This is a genomic window from Ancylobacter sp. WKF20, from assembly GCF_029760895.1.
Taxonomy (GTDB): domain Bacteria; phylum Pseudomonadota; class Alphaproteobacteria; order Rhizobiales; family Xanthobacteraceae; genus Ancylobacter.
In genome coordinates, this window is sequence record NZ_CP121679.1 from 4,040,691 (window position 1) to 4,057,776 (window position 17,086).

12 protein-coding genes are annotated in these 17,086 nt (G+C 68.5%); 8 read left to right on the top strand and 4 right to left on the bottom strand.

Features of this window, described 5'->3' with window-relative positions:
• Window positions 1–4: 4 nt before the first annotated feature.
• Window positions 5–1,018, bottom strand: coding sequence for a polysaccharide lyase (locus AncyloWKF20_RS18750; RefSeq protein WP_279315466.1), 1,014 nt, complete (start codon window positions 1,016–1,018; stop codon window positions 5–7).
• A gap of 103 nt (window positions 1,019–1,121) precedes the next feature.
• Between AncyloWKF20_RS18750 and AncyloWKF20_RS18755 the strand changes: the two genes are divergently transcribed.
• The 8 genes from AncyloWKF20_RS18755 to AncyloWKF20_RS18790 are packed head-to-tail and all read left to right on the top strand — an operon-like array spanning window position 1,122 to window position 12,708.
• Window positions 1,122–3,854: an ABC transporter ATP-binding protein/permease gene (locus AncyloWKF20_RS18755; RefSeq protein WP_279315467.1), complete on the top strand. Its 2,733-nt coding sequence runs from the start codon at window positions 1,122–1,124 to the stop codon at window positions 3,852–3,854.
• On the top strand, window positions 3,851–4,366 hold the full coding sequence (locus tag AncyloWKF20_RS18760; RefSeq protein WP_279315468.1) for a cyclic nucleotide-binding domain-containing protein: 516 nt from the start codon (window positions 3,851–3,853) through the stop codon (window positions 4,364–4,366). The genes AncyloWKF20_RS18755 and AncyloWKF20_RS18760 overlap by 4 nt, the downstream gene beginning before the upstream one ends.
• Window positions 4,367–4,373: 7 nt before the next feature.
• The gene (locus AncyloWKF20_RS18765; protein WP_279315469.1) at window positions 4,374–6,113 is read left to right on the top strand and encodes an adenylate/guanylate cyclase domain-containing protein; all 1,740 of its coding nucleotides are present in this window, start codon (window positions 4,374–4,376) and stop codon (window positions 6,111–6,113) included.
• Window positions 6,114–6,146: 33 nt separating this feature from the next.
• Window positions 6,147–8,021 (top strand): ABC transporter ATP-binding protein, encoded by a 1,875-nt coding sequence (locus AncyloWKF20_RS18770; protein ID WP_279315471.1) that lies wholly within the window; start codon window positions 6,147–6,149, stop codon window positions 8,019–8,021.
• Window positions 8,022–8,028: 7 nt separating this feature from the next.
• Window positions 8,029–9,972: an ABC transporter substrate-binding protein gene (locus AncyloWKF20_RS18775; RefSeq protein WP_279315472.1), complete on the top strand. Its 1,944-nt coding sequence runs from the start codon at window positions 8,029–8,031 to the stop codon at window positions 9,970–9,972.
• Window positions 9,973–9,978: 6 nt separating this feature from the next.
• Window positions 9,979–10,977, top strand: a complete 999-nt coding sequence (locus AncyloWKF20_RS18780; RefSeq protein ID WP_279318025.1) for an ABC transporter permease — start codon at window positions 9,979–9,981, stop codon at window positions 10,975–10,977.
• Window positions 10,974–12,173: an ABC transporter permease gene (locus AncyloWKF20_RS18785; protein WP_279315473.1), complete on the top strand. Its 1,200-nt coding sequence runs from the start codon at window positions 10,974–10,976 to the stop codon at window positions 12,171–12,173. The genes AncyloWKF20_RS18780 and AncyloWKF20_RS18785 overlap by 4 nt, the downstream gene beginning before the upstream one ends.
• A gap of 13 nt (window positions 12,174–12,186) precedes the next feature.
• The gene (locus AncyloWKF20_RS18790) at window positions 12,187–12,708 is read left to right on the top strand and encodes a class I SAM-dependent methyltransferase (RefSeq protein ID WP_279315474.1); all 522 of its coding nucleotides are present in this window, start codon (window positions 12,187–12,189) and stop codon (window positions 12,706–12,708) included.
• Here AncyloWKF20_RS18790 and AncyloWKF20_RS18795 read toward each other — a convergent pair.
• From AncyloWKF20_RS18795 to AncyloWKF20_RS18805, 3 genes are read right to left on the bottom strand one after another with little or no spacing between them, the layout of a single operon-like run.
• Window positions 12,684–14,621, bottom strand: a complete 1,938-nt coding sequence (locus AncyloWKF20_RS18795; protein WP_279315475.1) for a glycosyltransferase — start codon at window positions 14,619–14,621, stop codon at window positions 12,684–12,686. The two genes, AncyloWKF20_RS18790 and AncyloWKF20_RS18795, sit on opposite strands and share 25 nt — an antisense overlap.
• A 5-nt stretch (window positions 14,622–14,626) precedes the next feature.
• The gene (locus AncyloWKF20_RS18800) at window positions 14,627–15,748 is read right to left on the bottom strand and encodes a glycosyltransferase family 4 protein (protein WP_279315476.1); all 1,122 of its coding nucleotides are present in this window, start codon (window positions 15,746–15,748) and stop codon (window positions 14,627–14,629) included.
• Between the two features lie 3 nt (window positions 15,749–15,751).
• Complete coding sequence (locus AncyloWKF20_RS18805) at window positions 15,752–17,086, bottom strand: glycosyltransferase (protein WP_347710383.1); 1,335 nt, start codon at window positions 17,084–17,086, stop codon at window positions 15,752–15,754.

Sequence of the window (17,086 nt, forward strand, 5' to 3'; positions counted from 1 at the left end):
GCGGTCACTTCACCTTGGCGCAGGTCTCGCTCGACGCGACATCGGTGCAGGCCGGGCCGCGGCGGAACTCATCGTAATAGATGCGCCAGATATTATCCCGACCCGCCCGGTAGGGGCCGAATTTGAAATACAAGTGCTCGCCGAGCTGCGGGCCCTCATGGCCGATCTTGCCGGTGATGGTGGCGATCCACTGGCCGTTGACGACGATTTCGATGCGCCCATCACCCTGCGGGCCGGGTTTCACCAGAAAGACGAAATCCACCCAGCCCGAGGCAAGTGCGGGCAGGGTGCCGCCGCGCGGGGTCACGATGAGGTCGGGCGTGCAGCCGCCAAAGCCGCCGGCGACCGCGTCGGGGCCGCCCGGCTCGATGGCGACCAGCGCGCGGAACTGGTTGTACTCGTCCGGCGCGGTGGTGACCGCCTCGCCCGGACGGCACCCCGAGGGGCGCTCGGCCGTGCCGCGCGCGGCATAGGCGCCGGTATCGGTGTCGATGGTGATGGCGAGCTTGCCCTCCATCAGGCGCAGCGCCAGCAGCGGGCTGTAATCGCCCATGGCGCCGGGATCGATCTCGCGCTTCCACTGCGCCATGACATAGCGGTGGCGCTCGGGCGGGATCGGCTCCGCCATCTTCATCGAGAAGGCGTACCAGACCGGGTCGCCATAGCGCACGAGGATGTCGGGCTTCTCCCAGACCTCGGCGCGCTCGCTGCACAGCTCATTGTCCGGCGGGCATTGCGGGCGCACCGACAGGTCGATGGCGCCTTTGCCGGAACGCACGACCTCGGACTGGAATGTGTGGGTGCCGGCGCCCTGCTCGCGATTGTTCTTGTAATAGAGGCCGCCGCCGGGCGCGAAGTCGCTGCCCTCGAAGCCGTCATAGAGGATGATGTTCTGCCCGTCCGCCCCGGCGGCCCTGCCGGCGGAGGAAAGGGATACCGAACCCAGCATGGCCAGTGCGACGAGACCGGCGAGAGGGCGGCGGGATGAGCGAAAACCGAGCGGGCGCAGGGACTTCATGCTAGCCTGTCATCATTTCGTGATGGCGCGTGCGCTTGTCAGCAGGGCTGACTATTTATGACGGTCGGAATCTTAAGCTCTCCCTAGGAAAGGCGTAAAGGCCTTGGCCGGTAACTTCTTCCGTTACGTCTGGCGGCACAGCCGGCGCGAGCAATTGATCGTGCTGATGTTCGTGCTCGTCTCGCTGCCCTTCTATTGGTGGTCGCTCGACGTTCCCAAGCGCATCGTCAACGAAGCCATTCAGGGCGACGTCTTCGCCCATGGCGAGACCTCCGCTCGCCTGTTCGACATCACCCTGTCGCTGCCCGATTTCCTCGGCGGCTGGAGCTGGCACGTCACCGACGGGGTGATGCTCGCCCAGGTGCCCTATCTGTTCGCGCTGAGCATGGTTTTCCTCGTGCTCACGCTGATCAATGGCTGGTTCAAATACGTCATCAACATCCGCAAGGGCGTGCTCGGCGAGCGGATGCTGCGGCGGCTGCGCTTCGAGCTGTTCGCCCTCGCCATGCGCTTCCGCCCGGAGGATGTGCGCACCACCAAATCGGCCGAGGTCACCTCGATGATCAAGGACGAGGTGGAGCCGATCGGCGGGTTCTTCGGCGAGGCCTTCATCACCCCGGCCTTTCTCGGCACGCAGGCACTGACCGCCATGGCGTTCATCCTGACGCAGAATCTGTGGCTGGGAACGCTGGCGCTGGCGCTTATCCTCGTGCAGGGCATTGTCATCCCGCATCTGCGGCGCGAGCAGATCCGCCTCGGGCGGATGCGCCAGCTTGAATCGCGCGTGCTCGCCGGGCGCATCGGCGAGATGGTGGAGGCCGCGCCAGCCCTGCATGTCTACGGCGTCACCGGCTACACCGCCTCGGAGATCGGCAAGCGTCTCGGCACGCTGTTCGACATCCGCCTGCGGCTCTACCGCCGCAAATTCGCGGTGAAGTACCTCAACAACCTGCTGGCGCAGCTCACGCCCTTCATCTTCTACACGCTGGGCGGCTATCTCGCGCTGCAGGGCAAGCTCGACATCGGCCAGCTGGTCGCCGTTATCGCCGCCTATCGCGACCTGCCGACCCCGATCAAGGAACTGATCGACTGGGACCAGCAGCGCGCCGACGTGACGGTGAAATATGAGCAGGTGGTCGGGGCCTTCTCCAAGGAATTCCTGATGCCGAAGGAGCCGGCCGAGCCGCCGGCGCCGATCCCAGCCGACGCCCCGATCACGCTGGTCGGCCTGCGCGTCGTCAACGGGCGCGGCATCGTGCAGGTGGACCGCATGTCCGCCGCCATCGCCCGCCCGGCGCGTGTCGCGCTGGTCGGGCCCACGGGGAGCGCCCGGGACGTGATCCCCAAGGTGCTCGGCCGGCAGGTCACCGACTATCAGGGCAGCGCCACCCTCGGCAGCCACGAGATCGGCACGATGAACGACGCCGAGGCGAGCTCGGCGCTGCTCTATGTCTCCGGCGAGCCCTACATCATGTCCGGCACCATCCGGGACAATCTATGCCTCGCCTTGCGCCGCGCGACGCCGCCGGAGGAGGAGCCGAAGGACAGCTGGGCGCGCTACTGGCGCGACGAGGCGCGGATGACGGAGAACCCCACCGTCTCCCCGGAGGCCGACTGGATCGACTATCGCGGCTTCGGCATCGAGGGGCCGGAGGCGCTCAACGCCGCCATCGTCGCCGCGCTGCGCGTGGTGCGCGGCTATGACGACATCTTCCGCGTCGGCATGAGCAGCCGGCTCGGCGACGAACTCGACCCGGCGGTGGCGGCGCGGCTGCTGGAGGCGCGCGGGGCGATCCTCGCGCGTGTCGAGGCCAAGGGCATGGGCGGCTTTGTCGAGACCTTCATGCCCGACCACTTCAACACCAGTGCTTCGATCGGCGTGAACCTGCTGTTCGGCGTGTCCATCGGCTCGCGTTTTGCGCCGGAGAACCTGGCGCATGACCCGTTCGTGCGCTCGATCATCGCCGCCGAGGCGCTGGTCGGTCCGCTGACCGCTATCGGGCTGAAAATGGTGGAGACGGTGGCGGAAGCCTTCCAGGGCCTCGCCGCCAACAACCCGCTGCGCGAGCGCTACTCCTTCATCGACGAAGCTGAGCTGGGCGAATTGTGGCCGCAGCTCCAGCAGACCTGGCAGCGCGGCCAGCGCCGGCAGTTCTCGCCGGAGCTGCGCGACAAGCTGATCGGCTACGCGCTGATGTATGTCGAGCCGCAGCACCGGCTGAACCTGATCGACGACCAACTCGTCGCCCGCGTGCTGCGGGCGCGGGCGAGCTTCCGCGAATTCCTGCCGGCGGCCGATGCCGACCAGATCGAGTTCTACGATCCCGGCCGGCTGATGCCGTCGGCCTCGATCCGCGACAATTTGCTGTTCGGCCGCATCCGCTACGGCAAGGTGCATATGCGCGAGAAGATCGTCGCTGCCGCCGCGCAGGTGCTGGACGAGCTGGATCTCGAGACCTTCGTGGTCTCGCGCGGCCTCGATCAGGAGGCGGGACCGGGCGGGCGCCTGCTCTCGCCGCAGCAGCGCGTGACGGTGCAACTCGCCCGCGCCATGCTGCGCCGGCCGGATATTCTCATCCTCGACGGCGCCCTCTCTAGCTTCGGAGCCGGAGAGGCGCATATGATCATGGAGAATATTTTTGCGGCGATGTCCGGGAAAACCGTCATTGCCACGCAGTCGAACGATGATGAACTTGGTGCGTTCGATATGGTGATGACGTTCGAGGGAGCGAAACTCACCGGCATCGAACGCAAGGGAGGTGCCGAGGCGGCATCGCCCGAGGAGAGGGAGTCGGCGCCGCAGGCGGCGTCCGTTCCCAAGGAGGCTGTGAAATGACCATCGAGGACGAGGTCCGGTCCCTCCAGAAGTTCCGGATGTTCCACAATGTCGAGACCGCCAAGCTCAAGCTGATGGCGATGATCGCCGACCGGGTGGTGTTCCATCCCGGTGAGGTGATCTATGCGCAGGGCGATGCCTCGGACGCGGTCTACATCGTGCTGGACGGCCAGTTCAAAGTGTCGCTCAACACCAGCGCCGGCGTGATCGACTTCGCCGAGCATGTGCGCGGCGCGCTGCTGGGCGAGGCGGGCGTGCTGTGCGACCAGGTGCGCATGGCCACCATCACCGCCGAGACGACGGTGACGGCGCTGCGCATCGACCGCGAGCCCTTCCTGCAGCTGCTGCACGAATCCCAGCCCTTCAACCATGCGGTGATGCGCGAGCTCGGCCGGCAGATCATGGACCTCAACAACATCTGCGCCCAGCTGGTCCAGCGCCTGCCCAAGGGCACGCCGGCGGCCGATGCGGGGCGCCACATCGCCGCTCCACCGACATCGCCGGTGCATTGACCGCTCCATGGCGCTGACCTCGACCACTCCCCCAGCCGAGGCGGCGATTGGAACGCGCGGGGATCTGCGCGATCTTCCCTGGGCGTGCATGGCGCGGCTGTGGTCCGGCATCGTGCTGTTCGTCTTCGTGCTGACGCACCTGTTGAACCACGCTGTCGGCATCTTCGGCGTCGGGGCAATGGAATATGCCCAGCAATGGCGCTGGCTGCTCTGGCAGTCCTGGCCGGGCACGGTGCTGCTCTATGGCTCGGTCGCCATCCACATGGTGCTGTCCGCCTACCGCATCACGCTGCGGCGCACCTGGCGGATGCCGAAGGACGAGGCATGGCAGATCGTCTCCGGCCTCGCCATTCCGTTCCTGATCGTCGGCCACATCGTGAACACCCGCGTCGCCGGCTCCTGGTTCGGCGCCGATATCGGCTATCAGGGCGTGCTCGTTCGCATGTTCCCGGCGGCGGTGTTCTCGCAGTCCATGCTGCTCATCATGTCGTGGAGCCATGGGGTGATCGGCCTGCACCACGCGCTGCGCTACCAGCACTGGTATCGCAGCGCGCGGGTTGCCGGGCTCGTGCTGGCGGTGCTGATCCCCTTCCTCGCCATGGCGGGCTTCATCGCCGCCGGGCGCGAGGCAGCGCAGGCCGGCCCGCCGGCGCCGCGCACGCCCGAGCAGCAGGCCGGTCTCGACCGCATCGACATGATGCTGACCAGCGGCGTCGCCGGCTTCGCGCTCGGCTTTGTCGGGCTGATGGGCGTGTTCTACATCCGCCGCCGCGTCGGCAACACCATCACCATCACCTATCGCGGCTACGGCCCGGTGGACGTGCCCTCCGGCACCTCGGTGCTGGAGGCGAGCCGGATGCACCACATCCCGCACCCCTCGACCTGCCGCGGCCGCGGGCGCTGCTCGACCTGCCGGGTGCAGATCCTCGCCGGCGCCGATGAGCTTCCCGAGCCCTTCGGCGCCGAGCGCGCGGTGCTGGCGAGCATCGGCGCGCCCAGCTCGGTGCGCCTCGCCTGCCAGATCCGCCCGGCGCACAGCCTGTCGGTGCGCGTGCTGATGCCGGTGCTCGGCCATCGCTTTGGCGGCGATCTCGACGCGGAAGCGCGCGAATGGGCGATGGAGCGCGATGCCACCGTGCTGGTGCTCGATGTGCGCGCCTTCACCACGCTTACCCATAACCGCCTGCCCTATGAGATCGCCGTTCTGGTCAACCGCTTCTCCGCCGAGATGACGCAGACGGTGGAGAGCCATGGCGGGCGCGTCGACCAGATGTTCGGCGACGGGCTGATGGCGGTGTTCGACGCCTCGGACAAGCCGGCAAGCGGCGCCCGCGCCGCGCTGCGCGCCGCCCGCGACATGGCGCGGGTGCTCGATCTGCTGAACTCGGAAATGCGCGGCGTGCTGCCGATCCCGATCCGTGCCGGCATCGGCGTGCATACCGGCTCCATCGTGCTGGCCCGCGTCGGCGACGGGCTGGATGACAATCTCATCCGCGCCATCGGTAATACAGTGGCGGTGTCCTTCGCGCTGGAAGCGGCCTCGAAGGAGTTCCTGGCCGATTACGTGATCTCGGCCGAGACGGCCAAGGCATCGGGTTTCGATTTCTCGCAGCTGCAGCCGCGTGAGGTGACGGTGGATTCCAACGGCATGAGCGTGACCGCCTATGCGGTGCCGGACGCGGCGACGCTCGACGCGGTCATGGCCGGCGGGGTAATGCTCGGTATGCTCGGAGCGGCGAGGGGCTAGCGCGTGGCAAGGCCGGGAGAAGAGGACAAGGTGATGCCATCCTCGGGGGCGGGCACGGATGTGCTGCGCATCGAGGATCTGAGGATTTCCTTCGTCACCCATGGCCAGCTCACCGAGGTGGTCAAGGGCGTGTCGCTGCGCGTGCCGGCCGGCAAGACCGTGGCGCTGGTCGGCGAGAGCGGATCGGGCAAGACCGTGATCTCGCAGGCCATCATGGGCCTGCTGCCGCGCAACGGCGTGGTCGAGGGCGGGCGCATCCTGTTCGCCGATCCCGCCCCCGGCGGCAAGACGCTGGACATCGCCACCCTCTCGCGCGACGGGCGGACCATCCGCAAGCTGCGCGGTGGGCGCATCGGCATGATTTTCCAGGAGCCGATGTCCTCGCTCTCGCCGGTCCACACCATCGGCAACCAGATCGAGGAGGCGCTCCAGCTTCACCGGCCGCATCCGCGCCGCGACGCGCGGGCGGTGACGGAGAAGATGCTGGGGCTGGTGGGCTTTCGCGACCCGCACCGCTCCTATGACCAGTACCCATTCGAGCTGTCCGGCGGCCTGCGCCAGCGCGCCATGCTGGCCATGGCGCTGATCTGCCAGCCGGCGCTGCTCATCGCCGACGAACCGACCACGGCGCTCGATGTCACCATCCAGGCGCAGGTGCTCAAGCTGATGAAGGATCTCCAGGCCGAAATGGGCATGGCGATCCTCCTCATCACCCATGACCTCGGCGTCGTCGCCAACATGGCCGACGAGGTGGTGGTGGTCTATCGCGGGCAGGTGATGGAAGCCGGCACGGTGGATGACGTGTTCCGCCACCCGGAGCACCCCTATCTCAAGGCGCTGCTGAAGGCCTCGCCGGATTTCGACATGAAGCCGGGCGAGCGGCTGGTGGCGCTGCGCGAGGTGGCCCCCGTCCTGCCCAAGGGCTTCGGTCGCCGGGAGACCAACGCCAACACACCGGCGCTGCTCACCGTGCGCAACCTGCGCAAGAGCTATGGCGCGAAGAACAACCGCGTCGTCGCGGTGGAGGATGTCAGCTTCGACGTGGCGCGCGGCCAGTGCCTCGGGCTGGTCGGCGAGAGCGGCTCGGGCAAGACCACGGTCGGCCACATGATCATGCGCTCGCGCAGCGCCGATGGCGGCTCGGTCGTGTTCAATGACGGGTCCGGGCCGGTGGATGTGCTGGCGCTGAACGAAGCGCAGCTGCGCGATTTCCGCCCGCGCATGCAGATGATCTTCCAGGATCCGGTGTCCTCGCTCTCCCCGCGCATGACCGTGCTCGACATCATCCGCGAGCCGCTGATCATCCAGAACCGCGGCACTGAGGCCGAGCAGAAGCGCCGGGCGGTGGAGCTGATGGAATGCGTCGGGCTCGATCCGCGCTTTCTCAGCCGCTACCCGCACAGCTTCTCCGGCGGCCAGCGCCAGCGCATCGGCATCGCCCGCGCCCTCGCGCTCAACCCGGACCTCATCATCTGCGACGAGCCGGTCTCGGCGCTCGACGTCTCCGTGCAGGCGCAGGTGCTGAACCTGCTGAAAGACCTTCAGGCCTCGCTCGGCCTCACCTATTTCTTCATCTCGCATAATCTCGCGGTGGTGCACTACATGGCGGCGCGCATCGCGGTGATGGCGCGCGGGCGCCTCGTCGAGATCGGCCCGCGCGAGGCGATCTTCCACCGCCCGGCGCATCCCTATACGCGCACCCTGCTCAAGGCCGTGCCGCTGCCCGATCTCGACCGGCGGCTGGATTTCGCCACCTGCGTGCCCACCGGCGGCGCGTCCGACCCGGCCAGCTGGCCGGAGGAGTTCCGCCCGGCGGGGGCGGGGCGGCTCGGGCTGATCGACCTCGGCGGCGGCCATTGCGTGCTGGCCGACCAGGACTGCACCGCCCGCGACCTGACGGCGGCGTGAGGGCGACATGCGGCGGTGCCTTCCCCTGAGCCTGTTACTCGCTTTTCTCGCGGCGCTGACGAGCGTGCGGGCAGAGGCGCGCGGGCGCGACCTCTCCAAGGAGCCGCCGGTCTTCGTGCGCGCCATTCTGGAAGGGCAGCTTCCCCCGCTGGCCGAGCGCCTGCCGGAAAACCCGCGCGTGATCGACCTGCCCGCCCTGGGCCGCACGCCCGGCCACTATGGCGGCACGCTGCGCATGCTGATGGGCGACCAGAAGGACATCCGCTTCGTCACCATTTACGGCTATGCCCGGCTCGTGGTGTTCGACACCCAGGGCAACCTCGTGCCGGACATTCTCGACAGCGTGGACGTGCAGGAGGGCCGGATCTTCACCCTGCATCTGCGCAAGGGCCATCGCTGGTCGGACGGCGAGCCCTTCACGGCGGAGGACTTCCGCTACTGGTGGGAGGATGTCGCCAATAATGACCGGCTCAGCCCCGGCGGGCCGCCTATGCAGATGGTGGTGCAGGGCGAGGCCGCCCGCTTCGAGGTGATCGACGCCACCACGGTGCGCTACAGCTGGTCGATGCCCAATCCGGGCTTCCTGCCGGCGCTGGCGGGCGCGCAGCCGCTCGTCATCGCCATGCCCGCCCATTACATGGAGCAGTTCCACCAGAAATACGCCGATCCGCTTAAGCTCTCGGCGCTGATCAAGCTGGAGCGGGTGAAGGACTGGACGGCGCTGCATGACCGCATGGCGCGCGCTTACCGGCCGGAGAACCCGGATCTGCCGCTGCTCGGACCGTGGGTCCCGAAGACCGAACCGCCGGCGGAGTTCTTCATCTTCAAGCGCAACCCGTTCTACCACCGGGTGGATGAGGAGGGCCGGCAGCTGCCCTATATCGACGAGATCACCATGTCGATCGGCACCTCCTCGCTGATCCCGGCCAAGGTGACGGCGGGCGGAGCGGACCTGCAGGCGCGCTACATCTCCTTCGCCGATTACACCTTCCTCAAGGCCGCCGAGGCGCGCGGCCATTACAAGGTGCGGCTCTGGGAGCGCGGCGAGGGCGCCTTCGTGGCGCTGGCGCCCAATCTCAATGTGAAGGACGCGACGTGGCGCGCGCTGCTGCGCAATGTCGATGTGCGCCGCGCGCTCTCCGTGGCGATCAACCGGCACGACATCAACCAGGTGATCTTCTTCGGCCTCGGCCATGAAGGCGCCAACACGGTCATCCCCGGCAGCCCGCTCTACAAGGAGAGCTACGACCAGGCCTGGTCGCAATATGACCCGGCGCTCGCCAACAAGCTGCTCGACGCCGCCGGCCTCGACAAGCGCGACAGCGACGGCTTCCGCCTGCTGCCCGACGGGCGGCGGGCGGAGATCACCGTGGAGACCTCCGGCGACAACATGGAGGAGACCGACATCCTCGAACTGGTCGCCCATGACTGGTACAAGGTCGGCATCCGCCTCTTCGTGCGCGGCACCCAGCGCGACCTGCTGCGCCGCGGCGTCATCGCCGGCAATGTGATGATGGCGGTGTGGCCCGGCATGGACAACGCCATTCCCGGCCCGGACATGTCGCCCGACGCGCTGGCGCCGACCAATTCCATGCAGTTCCAGTGGCCGCTCTGGGGCCAATATGTCGACAGCAGCGGCCGCGAGGGCGAGAAGCCCGCTCTGCCGGCGGCGCAGGAACTGATCGACCTCGCGAAGAAGTGGCGCCAGTCCATCACCAGCGCGGAGCGCGCCGCCATCTGGACGCGGATGCTGGAGATCAATGCCGACGAGGTGTTCACCATCGGCATCGTCAACCGCATCTCCCAGCCGGTGATCGTCAGCGACAAGCTGCGCAACGTGCCCGATGTCGGCATCTACAGCTTCGAGCCGGGCGCCTATTTCGGCATGTACATGCCCGACACCTTCTGGTTCGACGACGGAACCTCCACGCTCGACGTGACCAGGGATTGAGCCATGCTGCTGCGCTACATCCTCCGCCGCGTGCTCATCATGATCCCGACGCTGCTGGTCACCAGCGCGCTGATCTTCACCGTGATGGAGCTGCCGCCGAGCGACTATTTCGAGACCTATGTCGCGGAAATGGCGGCGCAGGGCGAGAAGGCGGACACCAGCCGCATCGAGTTCCTCAAGCGCGAATATGGCTTCGACAAGCCCGCCATCGAGCGCTACTTCCTCTGGGTCACCGGCTTCGTGCAGGGCGATTTCGGCTACTCCTTCGAGTACGAAATGCCGGTGCGCGACGTGGTCGGCGAGCGCCTGGCCCTCACCGTGCTGGTCTCGGTCTGCACCATCCTGATGACCTGGGCCGTCGCCTTCCCGATCGGCATCTATTCGGCCACCCACCAATATAGCTGGGGCGATTACGGGCTGACCTTCCTCGGCCTGCTCGGCATCGCCGTGCCGCACTTCCTGCTGGCGCTGATCTTCATGTATTTCGCCAATGTGTGGTTCGGCCTCTCCATTGGCGGGCTGATGGACCCGGTCTATTTCAACCAGCCGATGAGCTGGGCGAAGGCGCAGTCGATCCTCGCCCATCTCTGGATTCCCGTCATCATCATCGGCGCCGGCGGCACCGGGACGATGGTGCGCGCCATCCGCGCCAATCTGCTCGACGAGCTGCAGAAGCAGTATTACGTGACCGCCAAGGCCAAGGGCCTGCCGCCGGGCAAGGCGCTGCGCAAATACCCGCTGCGCATGTCGCTCAACTTCTTCGTCTCGCACATTGGCGACGTGCTGCCGAGCATCGTCTCCGGCTCGGAGCTGACCGCCGTCGTGCTCTCGCTGCAGACCACCGGGCCGCTGCTGCTGCGCGCGCTGCAGAGCCAGGACATGTATCTGGCCGGCTCCTTCCTCTTGTTCCTGTCCTGCCTCACGGTCGTCGGCGTGCTGATCTCCGACATCGCGCTCGCCTTCCTGGATCCGCGCATCCGGCTTCAGGGGGGCAGCACGAAATGAGCGCGCCCGCCGCCCCCGATCTCGCGTCCGCCTTGCCGCCGGCCGGCGCGCCGCTGCCGCATTACGTCGCTACCGGCGCCTTCGACCCCAAGGCGATGGAGCCGATGACCCCTGAGCAGGAGCGGGTCACCCTCGCCTCCCAGCTCACGCTGATGTGGTGGAAGTTCAAGCGCCACCGGCTGGCGCTCGCTTCCGGCATCTTCCTCGCCGTGCTCTATGCGGCGATCCTGATCTGCGAATTCCTCGCGCCCTATAACTACCAGGAGCGCCATACCGACTTCATCCGCAGCCCGCCGCAGGCTATCCACCTGTTCCATGAAGGCAGCTTCATCGGGCCGTTCACCTATGGGCTGAAATACAAGCTCGACATGGACACGCTGCGCCGGACCTACACCGAGGACACCAGCCGCGTGTACCCGGTGCGGTTCTTCTGCCGGGGCGACCGCTACCAGTTCTGGGGGCTCATCGAAGGCAACCGGCACCTGATGTGTCCGGGCGAGGGCGGCACGCTGTTCCTGCTCGGCACCGACCGGCTGGGCCGCGACATGCTCTCGCGCCTCATCTATGGCGCGCGCATCTCGCTGACCATCGGCCTCATCGGCATCGCCGTGAGCTTCACGCTCGGCGTCGTGATCGGCGGTCTCGCCGGCTATTATGGCGGGCTGTTCGATCTTCTGGTGCAGCGGGTGATCGAGGTCGTGCAGTCGCTGCCGCATATCCCGCTCTGGCTGGCGCTCTCTTCCATCATGCCGCCAAGCTGGAGCCCGATCGTGGTCTATTTCGGCATCACCGTCATCCTCGGCCTGATGGACTGGACCGGGCTCGCCCGCGCCGTGCGCTCCAAGCTTCTGTCGCTGCGCGAGGATGATTATGTCGTCGCCGCCCAGCTCATGGGCGCGCGCACGCCGCGCATCGTGTTCCGCCATCTCGTGCCCGGCTTCATGAGCCACCTCATCGCCATGGCGACCATCGCCATTCCCTCGATGATCCTCGGCGAGACCGCGCTGTCCTTCCTCGGCCTCGGCCTGCGCCCGCCGATCACAAGCTGGGGGGTGATGCTGAACGAGGCGCAGAACATCAACATCGTCGTGCTCTATCCCTGGCTGATCCTGCCGGTGGTGCCGGTGATCGCGGTGATCCTCGCCTTCAACTTCCTCGGCGACGGCCTGCGCGACGCGGCCGACCCCTATCGCTGAGTTGGGAAACCGCATGTCCGAAATCTCGACGTCTGGCCTGTCGCGCCTTGAGAAGACGCTGTTCCGGCTGGAGGCGCAGCATGCCTGCCTTGGCTATGCCTTTGACGCCATCGCCACTCTCCCCGGCCCGGTGGTGGAATTCGGCCTCGGCCTCGGTCGCACCTTCGATCACCTGCGCCGCCATCTGCCGGACCGGGAGATCTACGTCTTCGACCGGGTGAACAAGGCCTATTCCGACTGCCAGCCGGACCCGGCGCATCTCATCCTCGGCGAGATCGAGGAAACGCTGCCCCCGCTCGCCCTGCGCCTTGCCGGGAGAGTGGTGCTGGCCAATGCGGATCTCGGCTCGTTCGATCGCGAGAGCAACCGGGCGGTGGCGGCGATGTCCGCCCGCCTGCTGCCGCCGCTCATCGCGCCGGGCGGGTTCATCATGTCCGACCTGCCGCTGGAACTGCCCGGTTTCGAGACAGTGCCGCTGCCGGCCGGGGCGCGCGAGGGGCGCTATTATCTCTACCGGCGTCCGGTCTCAAGCTGATCGCCCAGCGCGACGAAGCGCGCGGCGCCTGAATCCAGCAGCCGGCCGATCATCGTGTCGAGGAAGCGGTCGATCCAGCCATCATGCACGAGGTGGTGGGTGAGCAGGCCGATAGGCTCCAGCGTGCCCGGCGGTGATGCCAGTTCCTCGGTGATGAGGCCGGCCATCAGGTCGATCAGCCCGGCCTCGTCGGCGAGTCCGCCGCCGCCCTTCCAGTCGATCGGATCCCAATGGGTGTTGAGCGCGACCAGCCCCGGCGCAGCCTCGCGCGTCGTGCGGCGCTTGAAGGTGGAGAGCGCGGCATAGCCCTCATTCGCCAGCATGGGCAGGAGCGCCGGCGCGATGCGGTTCCAGGGCGGCACGAAGACCGGCAGCGCCTGCGCGCCGAACGTCGCCTCGATCCGTTCGCGGGCGCTGTGGGCTTCGACGGCCATCACCTCGGCAAGGCGATGCGCGCCGAATTCGGCCTTCTTCTGATCGGCCGGGGCGTGGTTTTCATGGGCGAGACCGTGCACGAGCACGTCGACGCGCCGCTCCTCCCGCAGCCGTGCGGCCAGCGCCGGGGTGGCGCGGGCGGGGATGACGGCGAGCGAGAGCGGCACCTGCCAGCGGGCGGCGCGGGCGAGCAGCGCGTCGAGCGCCGGGGTTGGAGCCACAGCGTCATCGTCGCGCCACCAGAAATCGAGGATGCGCCCGGCCGCGCGGGCTTGCGCGAGCACAGCATCCAGCCGCTGCCATGCGGCCTCCACCCGGTCGCGGTGGGCGAGAAGGTCGCTCAGCACGGTCGCGGTGCGGGAGGCGCCGTCGCGGCCGATGGCGGACCAGTCGGGCCGGGGGGCGGCGAGGAGATCGCGAGCGGCTTCGGTCAATGCCGGCGCCGTCAGCGTCTCCAGCGCCAGCACGCGGGCAAGGCCGCGCCGGGCGAGTTCGCCGGCGCGCAGGGTCTGTTCCTTCTCCGCCCCCTCCGCGAAGGGCACGAGAATGGCGCGCGCATTGGCGGCGGCAAGGTCCAGCACCGTGTTGTAGCCGGCCTGACTGATCGACAGCGCCGCGCGGGCGAGCAGCGCCGGAAAGTCCGGTCGCGCCCGCTCCACCACCATATTGAGCGGGGCAAGCGTGGCGAGCGCATCGAAGGCTTCCGGCGAGACACCCGCGCCGATCAGCAGGCGCCAGCGCCGCTCCGGCATCAGGCGGGCCGCCTCCACCGTCAGCCGGGCAAGCGGCAGGCCGGCCGCCGAGCCGCCACCGGAGACGAGAATCTCGTCGGTGCCGTCAGGACCGGTCGCCTCTGCCGCCCGCGCGCCGTCATGCACATAGCCGGTCTCGATCAGCCGCCGTTCCAGCGCCGGCGTGCTCGGCCAGGAGGCGCTGAGCGGCACGACACCGGCGGCGCCGTGGAACAGCACGCCGTCATAGAAGGCCCCTAACTTGGCGAGGGCCTGTTCCGCCCGGTGCGGCCGCGAGGGCGGGTTCAGCACGTCGCGGATCGAGCCGAGGATGAGCGGGCGCGGCGTCTGGTTCTGGGCATGGGCGAGCAGGGCGTCGAACTCCGACGCCAGCGAGCGGCGGCCGAGCGGGTAGAGCTCGGTGATGAGCACATCGGGTGCCGCCGCATCGAAGGCGGCCAACAGCGCCCCGCGCCGCGCGGCGAAGTGGCCTGCATCCGCCAGCACGCCCGGCGCCGCATAGAGCGTGGCGAAATCCGTGCCGACGCAATGGACCGGGGGAAGCTGGACGAGGGTGCAGCCTTGCGTGTTGACGGTCGCGGCCGGGCGCCCGCCCGAGACCAGCGTGACCGCCCATCCCGCGCCGGCTAGCGCGCGTCCCACCGCCGCCATGCGGGCGAGATGGCCGACGCCGAGCAGATGCGTCACGGCGATCAAGAGGCGCGGGCGGCGGGATGAATCTGTCATGGGGCTCATTCTGCACAGCCCTGCGGCAAGGCGATGTCACAGGCGCCAAATGCCGCCTTCAGGGTCGCTGCCGCCTTGGGCAGGTCACGCTCGGCGGCGATGAAGCGGGCGGCGGCCTCGCCCATGGCGCGCCGGCGCGCCGGGGTGGTGATGAGGTCGATCAGCGCCGCGCGGAAGGCGGGGATGTCGCCGGCGGGAGTGATGAGGCCGGTCGTGCCGGGGAGCATCGTGTCGGCGATGCCGCCATAGCCGCTGGCGAGGCAGGGCAGGCCATGCGCCTGCGCTTCCAGATACACCGCGCCGAACGCCTCGTTCACACCCGGCCAGACGAAGACATCGGACGCATGGAACAGGGCGCCGAGCGCCGCGCGATCGGTGATTGCGCCATGGAAGCGCACGCGGCCCCCGAAACGCACGAAGGCGGTCTCGACCTCGGCGCGCGCCGGGCCGTCGCCGATGATGTCGAGCGTCCAGGGCGCCTCGACGCCGGCCAGCGCCTGCGCCAGCTGGCGGTAGGAGGCGAGCTTGTCGCCCGGCCGCATCATGGCCAGCGTGACGAGGCGGGTCGGCCCGGCGTCGCGTGGTTCGGCAGCCGCCCCGGCCAGGGGCCAGTCGGCAAGATCGAGGAAGGGCTTGAGATCGATGACACGCTGATGCAGGGGGCGCAGCCGGTCCAGCACCTCGCGGTCGGCGGCTGTGGGCGTGAGGATGAGCGTCGCCGCGTCCATCGCCGCCTCCGCCCGTGCGTGGCCTTCCGCGAAGGGGCCCGTCGCGCGCTTCGGGGCGCGCGAAGCTTCCGCGATCACATAGGGCACGCCGAGTTGTGCCGCGAGGGCGGGGCCGATCAGGTCCGGCGCCTTGTAATAGACGTGGTAGGTGAAGACGCAGGCGATCTCCGCCGGCCGGGTGGCGGCGAGGATGCGCTCCACCTCCTGCGCCGCTTCCCGCTCCAGCGCCGCCCAGTCCACCCGTGCCGGATCGGTATGGAAGCTGCGGAAGGGGGAGGCCAGCTCCGCCTCATAGCCGCTATGGCGCAGCAGCTTGAGGAACAGCCGCGCCATGGTCCTGTCGCCCGAGGGCACCGGGTGGTCCGGCGATTTCAGCGGCGCGAGGAACAGGCAGCGCATGGCTCAGGCGCGGGCCGGGGCGGAAGGCGCGTCGGCCGACTGCCGCATCCGGGTCTCCAGCCGGTCTATGCCTGCCTCGAAGGTGAAATCGGCGACGAGCCGCGCCCGCGCCGCCTCTCCGAGTTCGCGTCGCCGGTCGGGAGCGGCGATCAGCGCTGCCAGCGCCGCCGCCAGCGCTGGCGCGTCGGCCGGCGGCACCAGAAGGCCGTTCTCGCCATCGGTGACGAATTCCGGCACGCCGGCAAAGCGGGTGGAGACGATGGGCAGCGCCTGCGTGGCGGCTTCCATGATGACATTGGGCAGGCCGTCGCGGTCGCCATCCTCGCCCGGCTGGCTCGGCAGCACGAAGAGATCGGCTTCGCGCAGCGCGGCGATCACCGCCGTCTGCGCCTGACTGCCGCGCCACTCGATGCGTCCGGCAATGCCGAGCCGCTCCGCCTGCTCCTTCAGCGGCGCGATGAGCGGGCCTGTGCCGATATGCACCAGCCGCCAGTTGAGCGCGGGCGGAAGGCTGCCGAGCGCGGTGAGCAGCGTGTCGAAGCCCTTCTTGGCGACGGCGCGCCCGACCGCGACCAGCCGCACCGGGTCGGCGGGGTCGCTGCCATCCGCTTGCCGATCGCGCACGGGCGGGGCGGGGAAGCGGTCGAGATCGAGGCCATGATAGACCAGCTCGACCTTTCGGGCCGATGTGCCCGCGACGCGGGTGAGCTCGCGCCAGCCATCGGCGGTGCAGGTCACGCCCCAGGCGGCATCCGCGATCTTCTCGCGCCGTTCCCATTCCGGGGTGGTCCAGATGTCCTTGGCATGGGCGGAGAAGGAGAAGCTGCGCCCGGTCAGCAGCGCCGCGTAGCGCGTCACCGAGCCCGGCGTGTGCAGAAAATGCACATGCAGATGGCTAATAGCGGGATCCAGCTCGCGGGCGAGCACGCAGGCCTGCCCGAGCCGCCGCATCCGGTTCGGCGTCGGGTCGCGGGCGAGATCGCGCAGGAAGACCCGCATCAGCTCGCGAAAGCGCAGGCGGCGCACCGCATGGACAAAGCCCTTGAGGACGCGGCGCGGATCGTCCTTCAGATATTCCGGCAAATAGAGCAGCCGCGCGCTGATCGCCTCATGCATCGGGTGCCGGTAGCGATCGGTCGGGCGGCGCAGCGACCAGATGTCGAAGGCGAAGCCCCGCCGCTCCAGCTCCAGGATTTCCTGGGCGATGAAGGTCTCGGACAGGCGCGGATAGCCCTTCAGCACGATGGCAAGGCGCGGGCCGGGCGGGGCATCCGGGGCAGGCTCGGTGGGCCGGGCGCCCTCCGGGCGCGCCGTTCCCGGCGGGGAACGCTCGAGCAA

Excerpts from the sequence above, each read along its gene's own strand:
- AncyloWKF20_RS18750 (WP_279315466.1), bottom strand. The coding sequence starts at position 1,018 with ATGAAGTCCCTGCGCCCGCTCGGTTTTCGCTCATCCCGCCGCCCTCTC.
- AncyloWKF20_RS18760 (WP_279315468.1), top strand. The coding sequence starts at position 3,851 with ATGACCATCGAGGACGAGGTCCGGTCCCTCCAGAAGTTCCGGATGTTC.
- AncyloWKF20_RS18765 (WP_279315469.1), top strand. The coding sequence starts at position 4,374 with ATGGCGCTGACCTCGACCACTCCCCCAGCCGAGGCGGCGATTGGAACG.
- AncyloWKF20_RS18770 (WP_279315471.1), top strand. The coding sequence starts at position 6,147 with ATGCCATCCTCGGGGGCGGGCACGGATGTGCTGCGCATCGAGGATCTG.
- AncyloWKF20_RS18775 (WP_279315472.1), top strand. The coding sequence starts at position 8,029 with ATGCGGCGGTGCCTTCCCCTGAGCCTGTTACTCGCTTTTCTCGCGGCG.
- AncyloWKF20_RS18785 (WP_279315473.1), top strand. The coding sequence starts at position 10,974 with ATGAGCGCGCCCGCCGCCCCCGATCTCGCGTCCGCCTTGCCGCCGGCC.
- AncyloWKF20_RS18790 (WP_279315474.1), top strand. The coding sequence starts at position 12,187 with ATGTCCGAAATCTCGACGTCTGGCCTGTCGCGCCTTGAGAAGACGCTG.
- AncyloWKF20_RS18795 (WP_279315475.1), bottom strand. The coding sequence starts at position 14,621 with ATGACAGATTCATCCCGCCGCCCGCGCCTCTTGATCGCCGTGACGCAT.
- AncyloWKF20_RS18800 (WP_279315476.1), bottom strand. The coding sequence starts at position 15,748 with ATGCGCTGCCTGTTCCTCGCGCCGCTGAAATCGCCGGACCACCCGGTG.